At 53.4% G+C, this 20753-nt stretch carries 21 protein-coding genes and 3 tRNA genes; 17 read left to right on the top strand and 7 right to left on the bottom strand.

Going from position 1 to position 20753, the window contains the following annotated elements; translation table 11 throughout:
* Positions 1–17: 17 nt before the first annotated feature.
* The 5 genes from IYV58_RS17230 to IYV58_RS17210 all read left to right on the top strand — a co-directional run bounded on the left by IYV58_RS17230 (position 18) and on the right by IYV58_RS17210 (position 2118).
* Positions 18–93 (top strand) — tRNA-Gly (locus tag IYV58_RS17230).
* A 38-nt stretch (positions 94–131) separates the two neighbouring features.
* Positions 132–205, top strand: a tRNA-Cys gene (locus tag IYV58_RS17225).
* Between the two features lie 13 nt (positions 206–218).
* Positions 219–305, top strand: a tRNA-Leu gene (locus IYV58_RS17220).
* Positions 306–495: 190 nt separating this feature from the next.
* Entirely contained in the window at positions 496–1383 is an 888-nt protein-coding gene (locus tag IYV58_RS17215) for a dihydrodipicolinate synthase family protein (protein ID WP_195729153.1), read from the top strand.
* Positions 1384–1449: 66 nt separating this feature from the next.
* A complete protein-coding gene (locus IYV58_RS17210; protein WP_004122096.1) occupies positions 1450–2118 on the top strand; it encodes a YecA/YgfB family protein in 669 nt (222 codons plus the stop codon).
* A gap of 31 nt (positions 2119–2149) precedes the next feature.
* Here IYV58_RS17210 and tyrP read toward each other — a convergent pair whose 3' ends face one another.
* Positions 2150–3361, bottom strand: coding sequence for a tyrosine transporter TyrP (tyrP, locus tag IYV58_RS17205; protein ID WP_004122092.1), 1212 nt, complete (start codon positions 3359–3361; stop codon positions 2150–2152).
* A 195-nt stretch (positions 3362–3556) separates the two neighbouring features.
* Here tyrP and IYV58_RS17200 point away from each other — a divergent pair, with 195 nt between their 5' ends.
* Positions 3557–3796, top strand: coding sequence for a YecH family metal-binding protein (locus IYV58_RS17200; protein WP_004122091.1), 240 nt, complete (start codon positions 3557–3559; stop codon positions 3794–3796).
* A 36-nt stretch (positions 3797–3832) separates the two neighbouring features.
* On the opposite strand, the gene ftnA is transcribed toward IYV58_RS17200, so the two are convergent.
* Positions 3833–4330 (bottom strand): non-heme ferritin, encoded by a 498-nt coding sequence (gene ftnA, locus IYV58_RS17195; RefSeq protein WP_142446682.1) that lies wholly within the window; start codon positions 4328–4330, stop codon positions 3833–3835.
* A 422-nt stretch (positions 4331–4752) separates the two neighbouring features.
* Between ftnA and IYV58_RS17190 the strand changes: the two genes are divergently transcribed.
* Complete coding sequence (locus IYV58_RS17190) at positions 4753–5391, top strand: RpiB/LacA/LacB family sugar-phosphate isomerase (RefSeq protein WP_142446681.1); 639 nt, start codon at positions 4753–4755, stop codon at positions 5389–5391.
* A 52-nt stretch (positions 5392–5443) separates the two neighbouring features.
* On the opposite strand, the gene IYV58_RS17185 is transcribed toward IYV58_RS17190, so the two are convergent.
* Positions 5444–6865 carry an MFS transporter gene (locus IYV58_RS17185; RefSeq protein WP_049115020.1) on the bottom strand — a complete coding sequence of 474 codons (1422 nt, stop codon included), beginning with the start codon at positions 6863–6865 and terminating at the stop codon, positions 5444–5446.
* A gap of 209 nt (positions 6866–7074) precedes the next feature.
* Here IYV58_RS17185 and azuC point away from each other — a divergent pair, with 209 nt between their 5' ends.
* Together azuC and IYV58_RS17175 are read left to right on the top strand one after the other, a co-directional pair.
* Positions 7075–7158 carry a stress response protein AzuC gene (gene azuC, locus IYV58_RS17180; protein WP_004136622.1) on the top strand — a complete coding sequence of 28 codons (84 nt, stop codon included), beginning with the start codon at positions 7075–7077 and terminating at the stop codon, positions 7156–7158.
* 78 nt (positions 7159–7236) lie between these two features.
* The gene (locus IYV58_RS17175; protein WP_004103438.1) at positions 7237–7488 is read left to right on the top strand and encodes a DUF2766 family protein; all 252 of its coding nucleotides are present in this window, start codon (positions 7237–7239) and stop codon (positions 7486–7488) included.
* Positions 7489–7534: 46 nt separating this feature from the next.
* Here IYV58_RS17175 and IYV58_RS17170 read toward each other — a convergent pair whose 3' ends face one another.
* Together IYV58_RS17170 and IYV58_RS17165 are read right to left on the bottom strand one after the other, a co-directional pair.
* Complete coding sequence (locus tag IYV58_RS17170; protein ID WP_170100604.1) at positions 7535–9046, bottom strand: MFS transporter; 1512 nt, start codon at positions 9044–9046, stop codon at positions 7535–7537.
* A gap of 303 nt (positions 9047–9349) precedes the next feature.
* Positions 9350–9853 carry a non-heme ferritin-like protein gene (locus IYV58_RS17165; RefSeq protein WP_142446680.1) on the bottom strand — a complete coding sequence of 168 codons (504 nt, stop codon included), beginning with the start codon at positions 9851–9853 and terminating at the stop codon, positions 9350–9352.
* 537 nt (positions 9854–10390) lie between these two features.
* Between IYV58_RS17165 and IYV58_RS17160 the strand changes: the two genes are divergently transcribed.
* The 6 genes from IYV58_RS17160 to otsA all read left to right on the top strand — a co-directional run bounded on the left by IYV58_RS17160 (position 10391) and on the right by otsA (position 17149).
* Positions 10391–10963, top strand: a complete 573-nt coding sequence (locus IYV58_RS17160) for a DJ-1/PfpI family protein (protein ID WP_142446679.1) — start codon at positions 10391–10393, stop codon at positions 10961–10963.
* 273 nt (positions 10964–11236) lie between these two features.
* The gene (locus IYV58_RS17155; protein WP_024359886.1) at positions 11237–12217 is read left to right on the top strand and encodes an arabinose ABC transporter substrate-binding protein; all 981 of its coding nucleotides are present in this window, start codon (positions 11237–11239) and stop codon (positions 12215–12217) included.
* 61 nt (positions 12218–12278) lie between these two features.
* The gene (gene araG, locus IYV58_RS17150) at positions 12279–13793 is read left to right on the top strand and encodes an L-arabinose ABC transporter ATP-binding protein AraG (RefSeq protein ID WP_004122081.1); all 1515 of its coding nucleotides are present in this window, start codon (positions 12279–12281) and stop codon (positions 13791–13793) included.
* A 14-nt stretch (positions 13794–13807) separates the two neighbouring features.
* Positions 13808–14788: an L-arabinose ABC transporter permease AraH gene (gene araH, locus IYV58_RS17145; protein ID WP_004122080.1), complete on the top strand. Its 981-nt coding sequence runs from the start codon at positions 13808–13810 to the stop codon at positions 14786–14788.
* 158 nt (positions 14789–14946) lie between these two features.
* A complete protein-coding gene (gene otsB, locus IYV58_RS17140; RefSeq protein ID WP_004122079.1) occupies positions 14947–15750 on the top strand; it encodes a trehalose-phosphatase in 804 nt (267 codons plus the stop codon).
* A complete protein-coding gene (gene otsA / locus IYV58_RS17135) occupies positions 15725–17149 on the top strand; it encodes an alpha,alpha-trehalose-phosphate synthase (RefSeq protein ID WP_004122078.1) in 1425 nt (474 codons plus the stop codon). Before otsB ends, otsA begins: the two co-directional genes overlap by 26 nt.
* A 28-nt stretch (positions 17150–17177) precedes the next feature.
* On the opposite strand, the gene uspC is transcribed toward otsA, so the two are convergent.
* Both uspC and IYV58_RS17125 read right to left on the bottom strand, forming a co-directional pair.
* Entirely contained in the window at positions 17178–17606 is a 429-nt protein-coding gene (gene uspC, locus IYV58_RS17130; protein ID WP_004122077.1) for a universal stress protein UspC, read from the bottom strand.
* Positions 17607–17735: 129 nt separating this feature from the next.
* Positions 17736–17894 carry a hypothetical protein gene (locus IYV58_RS17125; RefSeq protein WP_157261974.1) on the bottom strand — a complete coding sequence of 53 codons (159 nt, stop codon included), beginning with the start codon at positions 17892–17894 and terminating at the stop codon, positions 17736–17738.
* A gap of 76 nt (positions 17895–17970) precedes the next feature.
* Between IYV58_RS17125 and IYV58_RS17120 the strand changes: the two genes are divergently transcribed.
* Positions 17971–19554 carry an MFS transporter gene (locus IYV58_RS17120; protein ID WP_142446678.1) on the top strand — a complete coding sequence of 528 codons (1584 nt, stop codon included), beginning with the start codon at positions 17971–17973 and terminating at the stop codon, positions 19552–19554.
* A gap of 4 nt (positions 19555–19558) precedes the next feature.
* Positions 19559–20698: a beta-galactosidase BglB gene (locus IYV58_RS17115; RefSeq protein ID WP_004122075.1), complete on the top strand. Its 1140-nt coding sequence runs from the start codon at positions 19559–19561 to the stop codon at positions 20696–20698.
* Positions 20699–20753: the final 55 nt, after the last annotated feature.

Genomic DNA, 20753 nt, shown 5'->3' with positions numbered 1-20753 from the left:
CAAATTAGCTTGATGATGCGGGAATAGCTCAGTTGGTAGAGCACGACCTTGCCAAGGTCGGGGTCGCGAGTTCGAGTCTCGTTTCCCGCTCCAGTTTAGAACATCGGCAGTTGCGGGTGTTAAAGCATTAAGGCGCGTTAGCAAAGCGGTTATGTAGCGGATTGCAAATCCGTCTAGTCCGGTTCGACTCCGGAACGCGCCTCCAATTTCTATCCCGAGCCCGGATGGTGGAATCGGTAGACACAAGGGATTTAAAATCCCTCGGCGTTCGCGCTGTGCGGGTTCAAGTCCCGCTCCGGGTACCATTGGGATAAAGCAGAATAATCAAAGCAATAAGCAGTGTCGTGAAACCACCTACGGGTGGTTTTTTTGTTTTTCCACCATGTCCCTTTAGTCCCTCAAAGTCACCTCACTCTATTTTGTCATAGGACAAAACAAATTTCTGTTGCTACTATTTGCCAGCACTCGATCATTATCTCAATAAGTGGGGATGAAATGTTTACTGGCCTTTGCGCTTTTCCTCTGACTCCGTTCAATCATCACGTCGTTGATGAAACCGCTTTTGCTCGCATTGTTACTCATCTCGTTGACGCTGCTGTCGATTCGCTCGGCGTGCTCGGCTCGACGGGAAGCTACGCATACCTCAGCCGTGAGCAGAGAACGCAGGTTGTCCGACAGGCAAAATCGCATGCCGGCTCGGTGCCGCTGATGGTAGGGATCGGGGCGGTGGGAACCGATCAGGTTCTTCGTCTGGCAGACGATGCCCAGCGGGCAGGTGCGAACGCGCTACTCCTGCCGATGATGGCTTATCAGCCCCTGTCAGATGAGGAAATTTTAACTTTTTACCAGACCGTTTGTCGCCATGTCTCAGTACCCGTTTGCGTTTACGACAATCCAGTTACTACCCATATTTCTCTGTCCGATGAGCTCAAAAGCGCCATAGCCGCGCTGCCGGGAATTGCCTCAATTAAAATACCCGGACCTGCCAGCCATGAAGTCGCGCAACGTGTGCAGAGCCTGCGGCGACAGCTCCCGGACGGGGTGTCTATTGGAATTAGCGGAGACGCCTGTGCGGCTGATGGGCTGAACGCCGGCTGTGCGGTATGGTATTCCGTGTGCGGCGGACTTTTTCCGAACGTTGCCCAAGAGATAGTGGCAGCCGCGACGCGGGGCGAGGCCCAGCGGGCGATGGCGATAAGCGCCAGGCTGGAGCCGCTGTGGATGCTGTTCCGCAAGCATGGCGGAAGCCTGCGGGTCATTGCCGCCGCAGCGACGATCCTCGGTATTTGCGCTGAGGATTGCTTACCGCGCCCGCTGTTACCGCTCTCGCCGGAGGCCTTTAGCGAGATTGCTGAGACGCTGCGCAGCCTGAACCTTCAGTAGCCGGGTGGTTTTCTCTCGCTATTTCCGCTACTGTAAGCGCCATTTTTTACGACGATGAGCCTGTTTATGAAAACTGGACCCCTGAACGAAAGCGAAGTTGAATGGCTGGATGATATCCTGTCGAAATACGCGGTTGAAGGCACTATCATGGACGTTGCCGAGCTTGATGGGCTGCTGACGGCCATTCTCTCCGGGCCGACGGAGATTGAGCCTGCGCAGTGGCTGATGGCTATCTGGGGCGGAGCGGATAACGTGCCGCGCTGGGCCAACGATCGCGAACGGGATCGTTTTGTGAACCTGACGCTGCAGCAAATGAGCGATATTGCCGAGCGTTTAAGCGATTATCCCGATCAGTTCGAGCCGATGTTTGGCAGCCGGGAAGAGGAAGGGCAGGAGCTTACGATTGTTGAAGAGTGGTGCTTCGGCTATATGCGCGGAGTAGGATTGAGCGACTGGTCCGCGCTGCCGGCTGCGCTGCAGCCGGAGTTGGACGTCATCGCCCTGCACGGTACCGAGGAGCGATTCGAGGCGCTTGATGAATTATCCGCCGAAGCGTTTATTGCCAGCGTTGAGCGAATTCGTCCTGCGGCCCTGGCGCTATACAACTACTGGACTGAGCACGCGCAACCGGCGGAAGTTCAGCAGCCCATCAGAAATGAGGCGAAGATTGGGCGCAACGATCCTTGCCCGTGCGGCAGCGGTAAGAAATACAAGCAGTGCTGTTTAGTGAAATAAAAGAAGGGGGCTAAATCGGCCCCTTCTTTTTTTACCCCACCGCGGGCAGCAGGCCTGCGACTATCGCAAACTGAATCGCGACAATGCCGATTCCGCATAGTAGAACAAGCCATAGCGCGGGAGAACCGCCCGCCACTCGCCATGCGGCATTGGGGTGCTGCTGACGGCTCTTCATGACCAGCAGCGAAGGCAGCATGAGCGCGAGCACGGCCAGCGCGACGCCCGCGTAACCTAACGCCATCACGAAGCCGCGTGGATAAAATAGCGCGAAGGCCAGAGGGGGCAAAAAGGTAATCAGACCGCTCTGTATCCGTCCTGCGGCGCTGTCCTGGCGTTGAAACAGATCGGCCAGATAGTCGAACAACCCAAGTGCCACGCCGAGGAACGACGTCGCCAGCGCCAGATCGGCAAACAAATGTACCGCCAGTTCAACGTGCGCAGAGGCAACCACTTCACGGATCGCTTCCAGCAGGCCATTAAGCCCGGCATTTTTTGCCAGCAGCGCGGTAAATACCGGGGAGTCAATACTGCCAAGCGTCGCTAGCTGCCAGAAAATATAGGCGACCAGGGGAATAAAGCTCCCGATGACAAATACCCGGCGCAGCTTGCGAATATCTCCGCCCAGATAACTCACAATACTGGGTATGCTGCCGTGAAAACCAAAGGAAGTAAAAATCACCGGAATGGCCGATAGCGCCAGTCCTTGCTGTAGTGGCAGAGTCAGCAGATTTATCTGGTGAATATGCGGCAGGAGAAGAGCCAGCATAATGGCGAGAAAGATAATTTTTGCGCTGAATAAAAAGCGGTTAAAAAGATCGACCAGCGAGGTCCCGATGCACACTACCGTTCCGCCGATCCCGGTAAAAATCAGGACACCTGCCGCGGGAGGCAGGCGCCAGTCCAGCCACTGATTGAGGCTTGAAGCCAGCAGCTCGCCAGCGCCGCTGATATAGGCAGCGGTGAGCGCGTACAGCAGAAACAGCATGCAAAAACCGGTGGCCCACTGCCCGTAACGCCCCAGATAGCGAGCCGCCAGCGAACCCAGCCCCATATCCGCCGGCACGTGTTGATACACTTCCAGCAGCAGTAAAGCGGTGTAACACATCAGCGCCCACAGCGTTATCAGCAAACCTAACGTGACGCCGAAACCGACGCCCGCTGATGCCAACGGCATTGCTAACATCCCGGCGCCGATGGTGGTGCCGGCAACGATTAAAATACTACCCAGAGTGCGGTTCTTCACGCTTTTCTCTATCCATCACGGAATACACAATAAATTATGCCGCGCAGAGTATGTGAAATCAGTGAGTTCGTCAAATGAGGGTTACAGATGGTGTAATGATAAATTTACAATCCCAAAGGGGTTGCGCTAAAGCTGCGCTGGCGCAATAACCTGCCGCTGCGGCTGGTTTACTCTTCGGTGTTTACGGGAGGGGTTATGCCATCAATACATGGTCACGAAGTGCTGCAAATGATGATTTCATCAGGCGAGTCTTACACTGTTGCAACGCTGGAAGCGGCGATTATCGTCCGTTTCGGGAAAGAGGCTCGATTCCATACCTGCTCGGCGGAAAATCTGAGCGCGGCGGAGCTGGTGGCGTTTTTGCAGAAAAAAGGCAAGTTTATTGCCGCTGATGAAGGCTTTAATACGCACGAAAGTAAAATTTGCCGTCATTAATCTGGCAGCGAGCGCTGAGCCTCGCTGCCGTATTTATTAATTTTGCGTATCGAGCGTTGCCAACTCTTTATCAATAAAATACAGGCCTTCGCCGCTTTTGCCGGCGAGGGACAGTTTATCAATAACGGATTTAAACAGTTTTTCTTCTTCGTGCTGTTCAGCAACGTACCACTGCAGGAAATTAAATGTTGGATAATCCTGACTGGTCATCGCCGCATGGGCCAGTTCGTTAATTTTCTGCGTAATCAACTGTTCATGTTCATAGGTCGCGCGAAACAGCTCATCCAGAGAGGTATATTCTGCAACCGGCGAAGCGATAGCGGTGAGGCTGGGCAGGCTACCGGTATCGGTCAGGTAGTCGAACAGGCGCTGCATATGGGTCATCTCTTCCTGTGCGTGGCGGCGCAGAAACGCGGCGGCTCCTTCAAAACTGTGGTAGCTGCACCAGGCGCTCATTTGCTGATAAAGCAGAGAAGAATAAAGTTCAAGGTTCATCTGCGCATTCAGCTTATCGATCATTTCAGTTTTTAGCATCAGGCTGCTCCGGGAAAATAGAGTTAAGGATTATTGTGCGCTCACTATAATTTGTTATTAATTTATTTGCAAAAAGTAAATTAATAAAATTATTTATTAATAATGCAAATGGGAATAACACGCATTGGCGATTTAAAAATAATGAGAATGGTTTTAATTTAATATTTCATGTGAAAAAACGGCGAGCCAAATTTAGCGGTAAAAATAGACGCGCCCGGCGGCCGCGGCGGGATTCCTATGACGCGGATAAGTAAGGGGGGCGCCTTACCGCCAGGGGATGGAAGTCAAAAGTGTGAGGCGAGATGCAGTTTCTAAAACAACTTTTCATAAAATTTGAAAGTATGTTCGTAAGGTAGTATTGTTCTTAGCAACGCTAACGAACTATCGCGGGAGTATCCGCACAGCATTCAGGAGAGTAAAGCATGAAAATCGCACTGATGATGGAAAACAGCCAGGCGAACAAAAACGCCATCATCCTCAATGAATTAAACGCCGTTGCTGACGAGAAAGGTTTCCCGGTTTACAACGTCGGGATGAGCGATGAAAACGACCATCACCTGACCTATATCCATCTGGGTATCATGGCCAGCATCTTGCTGAATTCGAAAGCGGTCGACTTTGTCGTGACCGGCTGCGGCACGGGCCAGGGCGCGCTGATGTCGCTGAATATTCACCCGGGCGTGGTTTGCGGCTACTGCATCGATCCTGCGGATGCCTTCCTGTTTGCGCAGATCAACAACGGTAACGCGCTTTCTCTGCCGTTTGCGAAAGGGTTTGGCTGGGGCGCAGAGCTGAACGTCCGCTTTATCTTTGAAAAAGCCTTCACCGGCCGTAATGGCGAAGGCTATCCGCCGGAGCGTAAAGAGCCTCAGGTGCGTAACGCCGGGATCCTGAACACGGTCAAAGCTGCGGTTGTTAAGGAGAACTACCTGGATACGCTGCGCGCCATCGATCCGGAGCTGGTAAAAACTGCCGCTTCTGGCCCTCGTTTCCAGCAGTGTTTCTTTGAGAACTGCCAGGATAAAGAGATCGAAGCGTTCGTTCGCCAGATCGTCGGTTAATATCCGGTCAGTATGAAATTTGCCAGGCCAGCGCTGCTGGCCTTTTCTTTCGTTATTTCTTTTTGTTCGACACGCTGCTACCCGCCTCTCTGTTCAGATGCAGGCTATCAATCATTCCTACCAGGCAAATCAGCGCAATAAAAATAAACGACAGGCGGAAGCTGATGCCCGGCAGATGAGAAAGCATAAACCAGTCGCTCAACGCTTCCCCAAGACGAATACCAATCGCGCCGAGCGTGATCCCAAGCCCAACGGCCAGCTGTGAAGCGGTGCTGAACAGGGTATTGGCATAGCTCATTTGCGTGGCAGGTACATCGGCAAACGCGAGCGTGCTGATGCCGGTAAACTGGATAGAACGAAAGACCCCGCCGAGATAGAGAATCACAACGATCAGCCAAACCGGCGTTTGCGGGGTTAAAAAGGCGCAGGCCAGCAGCGACAAAACGTTTAATGCGCCGTTAATCAGCAACAGTCGGCGAAAGCCCAACCAGCGGATCAGCGGCGTTGTGAGGGGCTTGATGGTTAAGTTGCCGACAAACACGGCCAGCACCAGCAGCCCCGAGTGGAAAGGGTCCATACCAAATCCGACCTGGAACAGCAGCGGCAGCAGAAACGGCACGGCGCTAATGGAAGCGCGGAACAGGGAACCGCCGTACATGGTGACCCTGAAGGTGGGGATCTGTAGGGCATCAAGGCGCACCATTGGCCACGCGGTTCGACGGAAATGCCGCAGCGAGAAGAGCATGCAGCCAAGGCCTAACGCCAGCAGCGCCAGGGTCTGCCAGCCCAGAGGCTGGCGCTCGCCGAGAAGCTCCATGGCGGCAACCAGGCTAACCATCGCCACCGAGGTGGCAAGAAAGCCCGACAGATCGAAAGGGCGTCGCTCATCTTCGCGAATATTGGGAATGATGCGCAACGACAGGGCGATAGCGATAAGCCCGAGCGGAACGTTAATAAAGAATATCCAGTGCCAGCTGGCGTAGCGGGTAATAAATCCGCCCAGCGGCGGGCCAATAATTGGCGCGACCAGCGCCGGCCAGGTCAGGGTAGCAATCGCCTTAATCAGCTGATGCTTCGGTGTGGTACGCAGCACCGCCAGCCGGCCAACGGGTACCATCAGCGCGCCGCCTACCCCTTGAAGAATGCGCATCGCGACGAACACATCAACATCGGTCGACAGCCCGCAAAACACCGAAGCCAGGGTAAATATCGCCAGCGCCAGAGTAAAGATTTTCCGCGCGCCGAAACGATCGGCGATCCAGCCGCTGGCCGGTATCAGGACCGCAAGGGTAATAAGATAGGCGCTAATCCCGATATTGAGGTCGACCGCTGTCACGCCAAAATCTTTCGCCATGTCGGGCAGGGCGGTGGCAATCACCGTGCCGTCGAGAAACTCCATAAAAAACGCGCCAGCCACCAGCAGCGCAGGTGCTGAAAAAGAACGTTCATCCCTGGAAGAGGTGTTTGTACTCATTATTGTGTCGCTGCCATAGCAAAGAGAGCGCAGACTTGTCCGGAGCGTTCAGTGCTTAACTCTCCGATTTCGCTCAGTGTTGTTTAATAATTAAATTATTTGTGTAAAAAATGGGTGATTTATCGCACGTTCTGATTGATTTTTGTGATGTGAGTCATATTATAGCCGTAAAGACATTAACACCTGCATAACAAAAAATGGAGTCAACCATGAAGCTGCGCAAAATCCTGAAAAGCATGTTTGAAAACTACTGTAAAACCTTCAAAGACGTACCGCCTGGCGGTATGTTCTGATAAAAAACCTGCTGCGGCAGGTTTTTTTATCTTTCACGATTTAGGTTACTATTACGCTCCTGAAAAAAGGAGTGAAAAATGTCTCAACATCTTACCGAACACGACGAGCTGGTCTCTGACGTGGTTGCCTGCCAGTTAGTCATCAAACAGATCCTCGATGTCATTGATATTATCGCCCCTGTCGAGGTGCGCGAAAAAATGACCACCCAACTGAAAGCGATCGATTTTGCCAGCCACCCGGCGTCGGCTGACCCGGTGACCCTGCGGGCGGTACAAAAGGCCATCGCGCTGATTGAACTGAAATTCACCCCGCAGGAAGAAGCGCACTAGCTGCGTCAGCCCCGTCATCATTGTGATAGCGGGGCGTTATAACGGTTTAGTGGGATACTGCGGTTTGAATGGCGCCTTCCTGCGTGTCTTTAAACAGCTTGCTGTTGCCCCAGCACTCTTCGTAGCGATGGCCGACTAAATCTTCCACGATAAGGCGAACGTCCGGCGCGATATCGCCAATCTTACCACCTGCCTTGATGCGCGCGACTTCCTGCAATACCACCAGGTGCGCCTTGCGATCGAGTTTCATCTGCTTACTGAACACAATGGCTGCCAGCGCCAGCAGAATCACGCCCGCGCAGAACACCACCGCAATCGCAGTGACCGCGCTTTCAGGCTGCGTATGCGCCTTCGACTGGAATCCGTAGAAGCTGAGGATCGCCCCCATGGAAAAGACGATGATAGAGCGCAAAATTTTACCGGAGAAGGTCATGGCTCCCGCATAGATCCCTTCGCGGCGACGGCCGGTATAGATTTCATCGACATCCGCCAAAAAGGTGTAAACGGTCCAGGGAATATAGTATACGCCGCCGGTGCCCAGGCCGAAGAGTACGGTAATACCAAACATCAGGATGGTGGCCAGATGTGCCGGCAGATGGAAGAACCACAGCGAGGTGTAGAGCAGAACGGCAAAAATAACCACGCTCAGCGCCAGAATATACGGTTTACTGAAACCTTTCTTCACGCACAGGCCAATAAACAGGGCGGTTGATACCAGCTGCAGGATGGAGTTCAGACTGTTGAGCCCGGCCACCATCGCCGGATCGTGCTGCAGCACGAAGATAACGAAGTAAGTGAAGATCGAGGCAAAAAGCCACTCGGCGCCGAAGCCGCAGAGATACATGCCCAGGTGTTTGCGGAATACGCGCAGGTAAAATGTTGAGCGCATATCTTTCGCCAGCATGAGCAGAGTATTGAACAGCCCCTTTTTCTCTCCCTTGCTTATCTCCTCTTCACGGGGACGCTCCCAGCTGCAGTACCACAGGCAGGAGATGGCCACGATAAGAATAACGCCGTAGGTCAGCCCGGTGAGAAAAAACGGGGTGGCGGATTCTTTACCATACAGGAGGATGAATTGTCCGGGGATAAATGCCGCGAGAAAGTTGGCCAGTTTGCCGAAAATCGCTTTGTAACCGGTCAGTTTCGAACGCAGTGAGAAATCGTCAGTCATTTCGGTCGCCAATGTTTCATAGGGGACCATAATCGATGTATATATGATTTCAAAGACGACGTAGGTGCACAGGTAGTACCAGAAACCGAGGCCTTCTACCCACAGCAGCGGGTAGAACATCATCAGCGGAATGCCAATCAATAAAAAGAAGCGGCGACGACCGAAGCGTTTACCCAGCCGCGTTTTGCCAAAGTTATCGGTGAGATAACCCATAAGCGGGTTACTAATCGCGTCAATAATACTGGCGACGGAAAAGATAAAGGAGGCTTCGATCAGCGTCAGCCCGCAGAAGGTTGTATAAAAGTAGAGCAGCCATGCGCCGCTGATCGCCAGTGCGCCGCTTCCCAGTAAATTCCCGCCGCCGTAGGCTAACTGATGGCGTAACAAAATCGGTCTTCCCTGCAGCCCCTGCGGGGCTGAAGCCGTATATCTTGCCATTAAAATAAACTCCGTGTTTTAAATTTTTGAAACACTGTTTTTATATTATTAACTCGTAGCTTTAAACGTGATCCAGATCACCAATGCCTTGCTAATTCCACCGGCTGAGCGGGAATGAGATCTGGTTAAAACTTTTTAATGCTTTTCAGGAATAAAAAGCGGCGCCGAAGCGCCGAAAAAGATGGTGAGCAGGGGAGGTAGGATAAAGCGAGTGCGGGTGTGAACAGGTGACATATCCCCGGCAGTATGGGGTTAACCTCGCTGGTTGCTGACCAGACCGAGCAGGTGACGATCGGTTTGTTGTTCGCTGGCCCCGACTTTTTGCGCATGGCGTACTTCGTCAAGAATCGTCTCCAGCAGCATGCCATCCTGATTCTGTTGTTCCGCAAGCAGGGTCAGAAAGCGTAGGGTTGGCGCATCGCTTTGTGTCTTCGCCTCCTCAGCCAGGCCGGAGAGTATGCTGCTGCGCTGCTGATAATCTTCGACGGTTTTGCTAAAGAGATCTTCCAGGGACGAACATTCAGTGCTGTAGGTTCCTTCCGCTTTCACAACGGGCCAGGCGCCTGATTTTTTCATAAAATCAAAGACCCGCATCATCTGCGTTATGCTGGCTTGCGCTCGGTTACGGAGAAAAGTGGCGGTACCGTTCAACCGGTGCTGAGTACACCATTCGCTCAAATGTAGATATAAATTTGAGGTATGGAACTCAAGATTCATCTGGTTATTCAGCTTTTGAACCATTCCTGGAACGACCATATAAATATCCTTATTCTCTTTGGAGGGGCTGGCGTCATGTCCTGACGCATCTGTATCAGGGCTGCGTAGAAATTATTGGACCCATGAAGATAGCTCTGAATAATAATATTCAGTCTTCCTGCATACGCCTGTCTATTAAATTTCTTATCTCAAGGGATATAGAATAGCGCTATATCTCAATTGAGAAAACTCTCAATGCATGATATTTACATTTAGTTACAGCATCGGTAGATATCTTTATATAATGATTTTTTGTCAGGTAAAACGCTAAGGTTTTAGCAGAATATTTAAATTTATCTGGATGATTTTATGTATTTTTATCTCGATCGATAATTAATTAATAGTAGTGCTAATTATGTTAATGAAATTGCATTTTAAAAATAGTGATTAATCGTTCTTTATTGTGGTAGCCTGCGAGTAAGAAAATCAGCGGGGTCGTTTGGTCTCATGTAACAAAGAGCAGATGATGACGTTAATTTAAAAAACGCTGTGTTTGTAAACACATTATTGCTACCAGGCTATCAGAAGGAGACGGAAATGAAAAAAGTTGCGGTGCTGCTGGCGCCGGGTTTTGAGGAAGGCGAAGCGATTGTGGTCATTGATATTCTTCGTCGCTTGCACCTCGATGTTGAACTACTCGCCTGCGCCGAGTCGCGCGCGGTGGTGAGCTACCATAATATCCCCATGGTGGCGGACAGCACGCTAACGGAACGCGCCGGCACGCTATACGAGGCGGTGGTTCTGCCTGGCGGTCCGCAGGGAAGCGTGAATCTGGCCGCCAGTCGGGACGTCGTGACGTTTATCTCGGCCCACGATAAAGCGGGAAAGCTGATCTGCCCAATCTGTTCGGCGGCCGCGAGAGTCCTCGGCGGCAACGGTCTGCTGAAGGGGCGTCGCTACGTCTGTTCGGGAGAGTTATGGCAAGACGTCTCCGACGGCGAGTACGTTGACCAGGCGGTGGTGGAAGACGGGAATTTGATCAGTGGTAAAGGGTTAGGGCACGTATTTGATTTTTCGTTCACCGTCGCCGCCCGTTTATTGGGGGACGAGGCGCCTGTTCGCTTTCATGCGGAGCACATTTATTGCCAATGGCGATCTCTCCAGGGATAACTCTGCTGATGATATAGAGAATATTGCTACGGCCTGCGCTAATTGTCTGACAATTAGCGCTTTTTTTATGTCTTTTTTCGCTGTTTATATGTACGCAATTACTGTAATTCCGCGATGTGATTGGGCTCTCGTATGGAGAAATAATTTCCGGTTAATACTATTTAAACAACGGCACTCATGGTTGACATTTTCCTAATGCCTTGTTTTTCGTCCGATAAAAATTTTAAGTCATATTTTTCCCTACATAAAAGCGAATTAAAGCTGGAGTTTACCATGCACAAATTTACTAAAGCGCTGGCGGCGATTGGTCTTGCCGCAGTTATGTCACAATCAGCTATGGCTGAGACGCTTAAGCTGGGTTTTCTGGTGAAACAGCCTGAAGAGCCATGGTTTCAAACAGAGTGGAAATTTGCCGATAAGGCCGGTAAAGATTTAGGTTTCGATGTGATTAAAATCGCGGTTCCCGACGGCGAAAAAACCCTTAACGCGATTGATAGCCTGGCAGCCAGCGGAGCCAAGGGCTTCGTCATTTGCACCCCGGACCCGAAACTCGGGGCGGCTATTGTCGCCAAAGCACGCGGCTATGATATGAAAGTAATTACCGTCGATGACCAGTTCGTCAACGCCAAAGGCAAACCGATGGACAGCGTACCGCTGGTAATGATGGCGGCCAGCGAAATCGGCGCGCGTCAGGGGCAGGAGCTCTATAAAGAGATGCAAAAACGCGGTTGGGATGTAAAAGACACCGCGGTTATGGCTATCACTGCCGATGAGTTGGATACCGCCCGCCGCCGTACCACCGGATCTATTGATGCGCTGAAAGCCGCCGGTTTCCCGGAGCAACAAATCTATCGCGTACCAACCAAATCTAACGACATCCCCGGCGCCTTTGACGCCGGTAACTCCATGCTGGTTCAACATCCTAATGTTAAGCACTGGCTTATCGTCGGCATGAACGACAATACCGTGCTGGGCGGCGTGCGCGCGACCGAAGGCCAGGGCTTTAAAGCCCCTGACGTTATCGGTATCGGTATTAACGGCGTTGATGCGGTGAACGAGCTTTCTAAAGCACAGGCCACCGGTTTCTACGGCTCTCTGCTACCAAGCCCGGATATTCACGGCTATAAAACCAGCGAGATGCTTTACAACTGGGTAACGAAAGACGTTGAACCGCCGAAATTCACCGCGGTAACCGACGTGGTGCTGATTACCCGCGACAACTTTAAAGAAGAGCTGGCGAAAAAAGGGCTGTAAGGCCGGTTGACCGGGCCTCTCGCAGTGCGCGAGGGGCTCCGTACAGAAAAGCGGAGTCGTTATGCAACAGTCTACCCCTTATCTCTCATTTCACGGCATTACCATGACCTTCCCGGGCGTTAAAGCGCTGTCCGACATTAGCTTTGGCTGCTATGCCGGACAGGTTCACGCCCTGATGGGAGAAAACGGCGCCGGGAAATCCACGCTGCTGAAAATTCTCAGCGGCAACTATATACCGACGGCCGGCAGCCTGCAGATCCGCGGTCAGCAGATGACGTTCAATCACACTACCGAGGCGCTGAACGCCGGGGTGGCGATTATCTATCAGGAGCTGCATCTGATTCCGGAAATGACCGTGGCGGAAAATATCTACCTCGGCCAGTTGCCGCATAAAGGCGGGATTGTGAATCGGTCGCTGCTGAATTATGAAGCAGGCCTGCAGCTTAAACATCTGGGGCTCGATATCGACCCGGAAACGCCGCTCAAATATCTCTCTATTGGCCAGTGGCAAATGGTGGAGATCGCCAAAGCGCTGGCGCGTAACGCCAAAATTATCGCCTTTGATGAGCCGACCAGCTCCCTTTCGGCGCGAGAAATTGAAAACCTGTTTCGGGTGATCCGCGAGCTGCGCCAGGAAGGACGGGTCATTATTTACGTTTCCCACCGCATGGAGGAGATCTTTGCGTTAAGCGACGCCATTACGGTATTCAAAGATGGCCGCTACGTACGCACCTTTGACAATATGCAGGAGGTTAACCACGACGCGCTGGTCCAGGCGATGGTGGGGCGCGAACTGGGCGATATCTACGGCTGGCAGCCGCGTGAATATGGCAAAGAGCGTTTGCGTCTTGAGCAGGTGAAGGCGCCCGGCGTGCGCCAGCCCGTCAGTCTGTCGGTGCGGAGCGGAGAAATCGTCGGTCTGTTTGGGCTGGTCGGCGCCGGACGCAGCGAGCTGATGAAAGGCTTATTCGGCGGTAACAGAATAACCGGCGGTCAGGTTTATATCGACGGCGAGGCCATTGATATTCGTAAGCCGGCCCAGGCGATTCAGGCCGGGATGATGCTCTGCCCGGAAGACCGTAAAGCGGAGGGCATTATTCCGGTCCATTCGGTGCGCGACAACATCAATATCAGCGCTCGCCGCAAGCATATTCTCGCCGGCTGCGTTATCAACAACGCCTGGGAAGCGCAGAACGCCGACCAGCACATTAAATCGCTGAATATCAAAACGCCCGGCGCAGAACAGCTGATTATGAACCTCTCCGGCGGCAATCAGCAGAAGGCGATCCTTGGCCGCTGGCTGTCGGAAGAGATGAAAGTCATCCTGCTTGATGAGCCAACGCGCGGTATTGACGTAGGCGCTAAGCATGAAATCTACAACGTTATCTATGCATTAGCGGCATCTGGCGTCGCGGTGGTTTTTGCCTCCAGCGATTTACCGGAAGTTCTCGGCGTTGCCGATCGCATCGTGGTTATGCGCGAGGGTGAGATTGCCGGAGAACTGCTGCATGAACATGCGAATGAACAGCAGGCATTGAGCCTTGCGATGCCAAAAGTGAGCCAGGCGGTCGCCTGAGTAAGGAGTCTATGATGTCATCAGTTACTACTTCAGGTACTACCCGGTCAGCTTTTAGCTTCTCCCGCGTCTGGGATCAGTTCGGCATGCTGGTTGTTTTTGCGGTGCTGTTTATTGGCTGCGTGATTTTTGTGCCTAATTTTGCCTCATTTATCAATATGAAAGGCCTGGGGCTGGCTATTTCTATGTCCGGAATGGTGGCCTGCGGGATGCTGTTTTGCCTGGCATCCGGCGATTTTGACCTGTCGGTGGCCTCGGTTATCGCCTGCGCCGGGGTGACCACGGCGGTGGTGATTAACATGACAGAGAGCATGTGGATTGGCATCGGCGCCGGTCTACTGCTCGGGGCGCTAAGCGGTCTGGTAAACGGTTTTGTGATTGCACGCCTGAAGATTAACGCCCTGATCACCACCCTGGCGACCATGCAGATCGTTCGCGGTCTGGCTTATATTATCTCTGACGGTAAGGCGGTAGGGATTGAAGACGAGCGCTTCTTTACCCTCGGATATGCCAACTGGTTTGGTCTGCCTGCGCCTATCTGGCTGACCGTAGCCTGCCTGATTGTCTTCGGCCTGTTGCTTAATAAAACCACCTTTGGCCGGAATACCCTGGCGATTGGCGGCAACGAAGAAGCTGCGCGTCTGGCGGGCGTGCCGGTGGTGCGGACCAAGATCATTATTTTCGTCCTTTCCGGCCTGGTTTCTGCCGCGGCAGGCATTATCCTTGCTTCCCGTATGACCAGCGGTCAGCCGATGACCTCGATTGGCTATGAGCTGATTGTTATCTCGGCCTGCGTGCTGGGGGGCGTATCGCTGAAGGGCGGGATCGGTAAGATCTCCTACGTGGTGGCCGGGATCCTGATCCTGGGGACGGTGGAGAACGCGATGAACCTGCTGAACATTTCGCCGTTCTCGCAGTACGTCGTTCGCGGCGTGATTTTGCTGGCGGCGGTTATCTTTGACCGCTACAAACAGAAAGCGAAGCGCGTCGTTTAATCCGGCCAACTTTTCAGTTTAATCCTAATCCATTGCCAGCGCTCGTTCCGCTGGCAATGACTATCAAAAATGGCGAGGCTGGTCACACTGTCTATACTTACATGGCTACAATAAATTAACACCCAGCATGTTGCTGGCCATGATAAGGAGGAAACAGGGTGGCTGACCAGATTTATGTACCGCCTGCGTTAACCGGAAACTACGCTTTTTTCTTTGACCTCGACGGTACCCTTGCCGGTATCAAACCCCATCCCGATCAGGTGGTTATTCCTGCCGATGTTCTGCAGACGCTGCGCCAGCTCGTGCAGCAGCACAGCGGCGCGGTGGCATTGATTTCAGGGCGCTCAATGGTTGAGCTGGATGAGCTTACCCGTCCTTACCGGCTGCCGCTTGCCGGTGTACACGGGGCTGAACGCCGTGACATCAATGGTAAAACGCATATTGTCTCTTTACCTGATTCCCTCCTGAAGGCGCTGTCGGCGGAGCTGACCGCGGCGCTGGATGCGTTGCCGGGATGCGAACTGGAAAGTAAGGGGATGGCTTTTGCGCTGCACTACCGTCAGGCGCCTGAGCATCAGCACGCGGTGCTGGCGCTGGCGCAAGCTGTCGTGCAGCGCCATCCCATTCTGGCTTTACAGCCGGGTAAATGCGTGGTGGAGATCAAACCGCGCGGAGTGAATAAGGGTGAAGCGATAGCCGCTTTTATGCAGGAAGCTCCATTCAGAGGGCGCAAGCCGGTATTTGTCGGTGATGATTTAACCGATGAAGCGGGTTTTAGCGTTGTCAATCAACTGAGTGGCGTATCGGTCAAAGTGGGCGGCGGCGAGACTCAGGCGCACTGGCGCCTGCCGGATGTCGCCGCTGTTCATCTTTGGATTAGTAACATCGCGAATCATGGGCAACAACCAGATGCGCTAACCGACAGGAGAGATGGCTATGAGTCGCTTAGTCGTAGTATCTAATCGTATTGCCCCGCCGGACGATAAAAAGGCCAGCGCCGGTGGCCTTGCCGTGGGGATTATGGGGGCATTAAAAGCAGCCGGAGGATTGTGGTTCGGCTGGAGTGGTGAAATCGGTGATGACCAGCAGCCGCTAAAGAAAGTGACTCAGGGAAATATAACCTGGGCCTCTTTCAACCTTAGCGAGCAGGATCACGACGAATATTACAACCGCTTTTCCAACGCCGTGCTGTGGCCCGCATTCCATTATCGTCTTGACCTGGTCGATTTTCAGCGTGAAGCCTGGGAGGGCTATCAGCGGGTCAACGCGAAGCTGGCCGATAGGCTACTGCCGCTGATCGAACCTGACGATATTGTCTGGATCCACGATTACCACCTGCTGCCGTTGGCCAGCGAACTGCGCCAGCGCGGCGTCAATAACCGCATCGGCTTCTTTTTACATATTCCTTTCCCGACGCCGGAAGTCTTTAACGCGCTGCCGCCGCATGCGGAGCTGCTTGAACAGCTTTGCGATTACGATTTACTGGGCTTCCAGACCGAGAGCGACCGACTGGCGTTTCTTGACTGCGTATCGATGCAGACCCGTCTGACGACGCGCGGCGGAAAAAAACATGTGGCCTGGGGCAAACCTTTCCAGACCGAAGTCTACCCAATCGGTATCGATCCGGAAGAGATAGCGCGCAGCGCAAAAGGGCCGCTGCCGCCCAAGCTGGCGCAGCTGAAAAGCGAACTGAAAAGCGTGCAGAATATCTTTTCCGTCGAGCGACTGGATTATTCGAAGGGGCTGCCGGAGCGTTTTCTCGCCTACGAGGCGCTGCTTGAAAACTATCCCCATCATCACGGTAAGATTCGTTATACCCAGATTGCGCCGACGTCGCGCGGCGATGTTCAGGCCTATCAGGATATTCGTCACCAGCTCGAAACCGCAGCCGGACGCATTAACGGCCGGTATGGTCAGCTGGGCTGGACCCCGCTCTACTACCTGAACCAGCACTTTGAACGCAAGCTGCTGATGAAAATCTTCCGCTACTCGGACGTCGGGCTGGTTACGCCGCTGCGCGATGGGATGAATCTGGTGGCGAAAGAGTATGTTGCCGCGCAGGACCCGCAAAATCCGGGCGTGCTGGTGCTGTCGCAGTTTGCCGGCGCGGCGAACGAGCTCCCGACTGCCTTAATCGTCAATCCTTACGATCGCGACGAGGTCGCCGCAGCGCTGGACCAGGCGCTAACGATGCCGCTGGCCGAGCGTATAGCCCGTCATTCGGCCATGCTGGCGGTGATTAAGGATAACGATATCCATCGCTGGCAGGAGCGGTTTATTGCCGATCTAAAGGAGATTGAGCCGGGCAGTGAGGAGAGCCACTTAGCGCGTAAGGTCGCGACCTTCCCCAAACTCGCCTGATGCAACGATGGTTAGCGCTTCCACGGCGCTAACCTTTTTCCAGACACACCAGCAGCACGTCAACGCCGCTGCTGCCAACGATATCTTTCGCCGAACAGGTCGCGCGAGAAAACAGGCTCTGGTTGTGGTTACCGCAAATCACCAGGTCAACGCGATGCTGCCGACAAAAATCCTTCACGTGATGAGCAATTCCGCCGCTGGCGATGGTCATTTTTTCGATAGGGTAGTCGGCGTGGCGGGCGAGCTCGGCCAGAAAGCCGCGCGTCTCTTCCTGCATGACTTCGCGTAAATTTTCCATCATCGGCGCCGCAAACTGATTGTACAACTCCGGATCGGTTGCCAGCGTGATCAGGCTGACTTTCGCATTAACCGGACGGGCGATAGAGACGGCTTTCTGAATGAGAACCCGGCTTTCCGGGGTTGGCGCCACGGCGACCAGTAGATGTGAGTAGGGCATCAAGCCTCCTTGAGATACGCGAAATAACCCTTTTCTATTGTCTTTACTCCGATTCCTTAGCTTTCGCAAGGTTTATCCGCGGCGAAAAATAACGCGCAGGTTTTGCCCGTTGCAGGGCCTTTTTGATTGTCACTTCGCAACTTTTGGTCCGATCTTTTGTATTAAAAGAAACGCTGTTTTATAAATCAGTGAGGCGCGTTCATCGACTCTTTGTGTTTTTGCCAGTGAACGCTTTTGGCTGGCAAAAATGAAAAGGTAACGCCGTTCCCATGTTCTTAATGTAGCCATGTATCAACCCTCTTTTGGCTGAATGGGCCAAAAAGCGGTTCGGAGTTCTCTAAAAAAAGACACAGGATTTACGGCGATGAAAACACGTAAAATCGGTTTGGTTAACTACCTTGCCTATGGATCGGGCGATTTCCTTGGTGCGGGAACGACCGCACTCACAGCAGCATGGCTGCTCTACTTCTACACCACTTTTTGCGGTCTTTCCCCTATCGAAGCGACGCTTATTTTTGCCACCGCCAGGGTTCTGGATGCGGTAATCAGTCCGCTGATGGGCTTCCTGACGGATAACTTTGGCTCGACCTGGCTGGGGAAACGTTTTGGCAGACGCAAGTTCTTCATCCTGCTCGGCATCCCCTGCGTATTTAGCTACTCCATCATGTGGGTAGGGGATATGGGTTTCTGGTACTACCTGCTGACCTATCTGCTGTTTGATATTGTCTACACCATGATTCTGGTGCCGTATGAAACGCTGGTGCCGGAAATGACCGATGATTTTAAACAGAAAACAAAATTCTCCGGCGCGCGTATTTCAATGGCGCAGATGTCGGCGATTCTGGCTTCGTTCCTGCCGGGCGTGCTGCTGACTATCTTCGGTAAGGATAACGCGGTTTCTTTCTTTTACGCGAGCCTGGTGTTCTCGGTGCTGTGCGCGATGATGCTGACCTTCGTCTGGTTCTTTACCTGGGAACGCCCGCGTGAAGAGTGGACGGAGGCCGCGCTGCGCGCCGAAGAAGAGAAACAGAACCTGAGCCTGTCTCAGAGTCTTAACCGCCTGTTTATTGAGTTAAGTTCGACCCTGCGGATTAAAATATTCCGTCAGCATCTGGGTATGTATCTGGGCGGCTATATCGCCCAGGACGTGTTCAATGCGGTCTTTACCTACTACGTGGTGTTTGTTCTGATGCAGGAAGCGTCGATGGCCTCCAACCTGCTCGGTACCATGGCAATCTTCCAGTTTATCGCGGTTATCGCCATGATCCCGCTGTGCATTCGCTTCGGGCCGGCGCCATCGTACCGCATGGTGGTGGTGCTGTTCGGCCTGAGTTCGCTCTCCTACGCGGTGTTGTACTACGCTGGCCTCAGCGATGTCTATTCGCTGCTGCTGCTGATATCCGCGGTGGCGGGCCTGGGGCGCGGCGGCATCAACTATGTTCCGTGGAACACCTACACCTATATTGCCGACGTGGACGAAGTGATCACCGGCCAGCGCCGCGAAGGCATCTTCGCCGGGATTATGACCCTGACGCGTAAGGCATCCCAGGCCGGCGCGGTGATGCTGGTGGGGATCATCATGCAGATGTCGGGCTTTGTCTCCGGGCAGAAAACGCAGCCCTATGAAGTGAGCCATACCATTCTGCTGATCCTCAGCGTCGGTACCTTACTGGTGCTGGCCTGCGGTTTCCTCGTGTCCCTGCGCTTTAAGCTCAATCTGCAAACCCACAGCGTCCTGCGTGCGGAAACGCTGAAAATGCGTGAATCAGGCCGCGCTCAGCCGGAACTGGCCAGCGCCGAGGATCGTGAAGTGGTGGAGATGCTGGCCGGGATGCCGTACGACGCCCTGTGGGGAAACAACAATATTGGTTATCTGAATCGGAATAAACCCGCCGCGCCAGCGCTGAAGCAGCGTTCAGCCATGAATTCGACATATAACAGAGGTTAAGGATATGAAAGTTTGGCCTGTCAAACATAGCCCACTACTGCGCCAGCCGGAGCGTTTTATCGCCCGCAATGAACTGCAGGCGCTGATTCAGAAGGTGACGCACAATCTGGTCAACATTAAGGACGAAAGCGGGCAATTTTTACTGCGGCTGGACGACGGACGCGTTATCGACACCAAAGGATGGAACGGCTGGGAGTGGACTCACGGCGTCGGCCTGTACGGTATTTATCAGTATTATCAGCAGACCGGCGATACGGCAATGCGCGACATTATCGATAGCTGGTTTACCGACCGCTTTGCCGAGGGCGCGACCACCAAAAACGTCAACACCATGGCGCCGTTTCTCACCCTGGCATACCGCTACGAAGAGACGGGCAACTCCGCGTATCTGCCCTGGCTCGATAGCTGGGCGGAGTGGGCGATGAACGAAATGCCGCGCACTGAATCTGGCGGCATGCAGCACATCACCCTGGCGGAAGAGAATCATCAGCAGATGTGGGACGACACGTTGATGATGACGGTTCTGCCGCTGGCGAAAATCGGCAAGCTGCTTAATCGTCCGGAATACGTAGAGGAGGCGGTGTATCAGTTTCTGCTGCACGTGCAGAATCTGCTGGACCGCGAGACCGGCCTGTGGTTCCACGGCTGGAGCTACGAGGGGCGGCATAATTTCGCCCACGCTCGCTGGGCGCGTGGGAATAGCTGGCTGACTATCGTGATTCCGGATTTTCTGGAACTGGTGGATTTACCCGAGAGCAGCGCGGTACGTCGTTATCTGGTGCAGGTGCTGAATGCGCAGATTGCGGCGCTGGCCCGCTGTCAGGACGATAGCGGCCTGTGGCATACGCTGCTTGACGATCCCGGCTCCTATCTTGAAGCGTCGGCGACCGCCGGTTTTGCTTATGGGATCCTCAAAGCTGTGCGCAAGCGCTACGTGAGCCAGGCGTATGCGGAGGTTGCGGAAAAAGCGATTCGTGGCATCGTGCAGAATATCTCACCGCAAGGGGAGCTGCTGCAAACGTCGTTCGGTACCGGAATGGGTTCGAATCTTGATTTTTATCGCGACATTCCGCTGACGTCGATGCCGTATGGCCAGGCGATGGCGATCCTGTGCCTGACGGAGTATCTGCGGAAGTATTTCTGAGAAGGGGGAATTTCCCCGGTGGCGCTTACGCTTACCGGGGCTACAATGATGTTGC

The sequence above is a fragment of the Klebsiella sp. BDA134-6 genome, assembly GCF_015601345.1.
GTDB lineage: Bacteria > Pseudomonadota > Gammaproteobacteria > Enterobacterales > Enterobacteriaceae > Klebsiella > Klebsiella grimontii.
The sequence above is the reverse complement of the archived record's forward strand: the minus strand, read 5'-3'. Positions and strand labels throughout refer to the sequence as shown.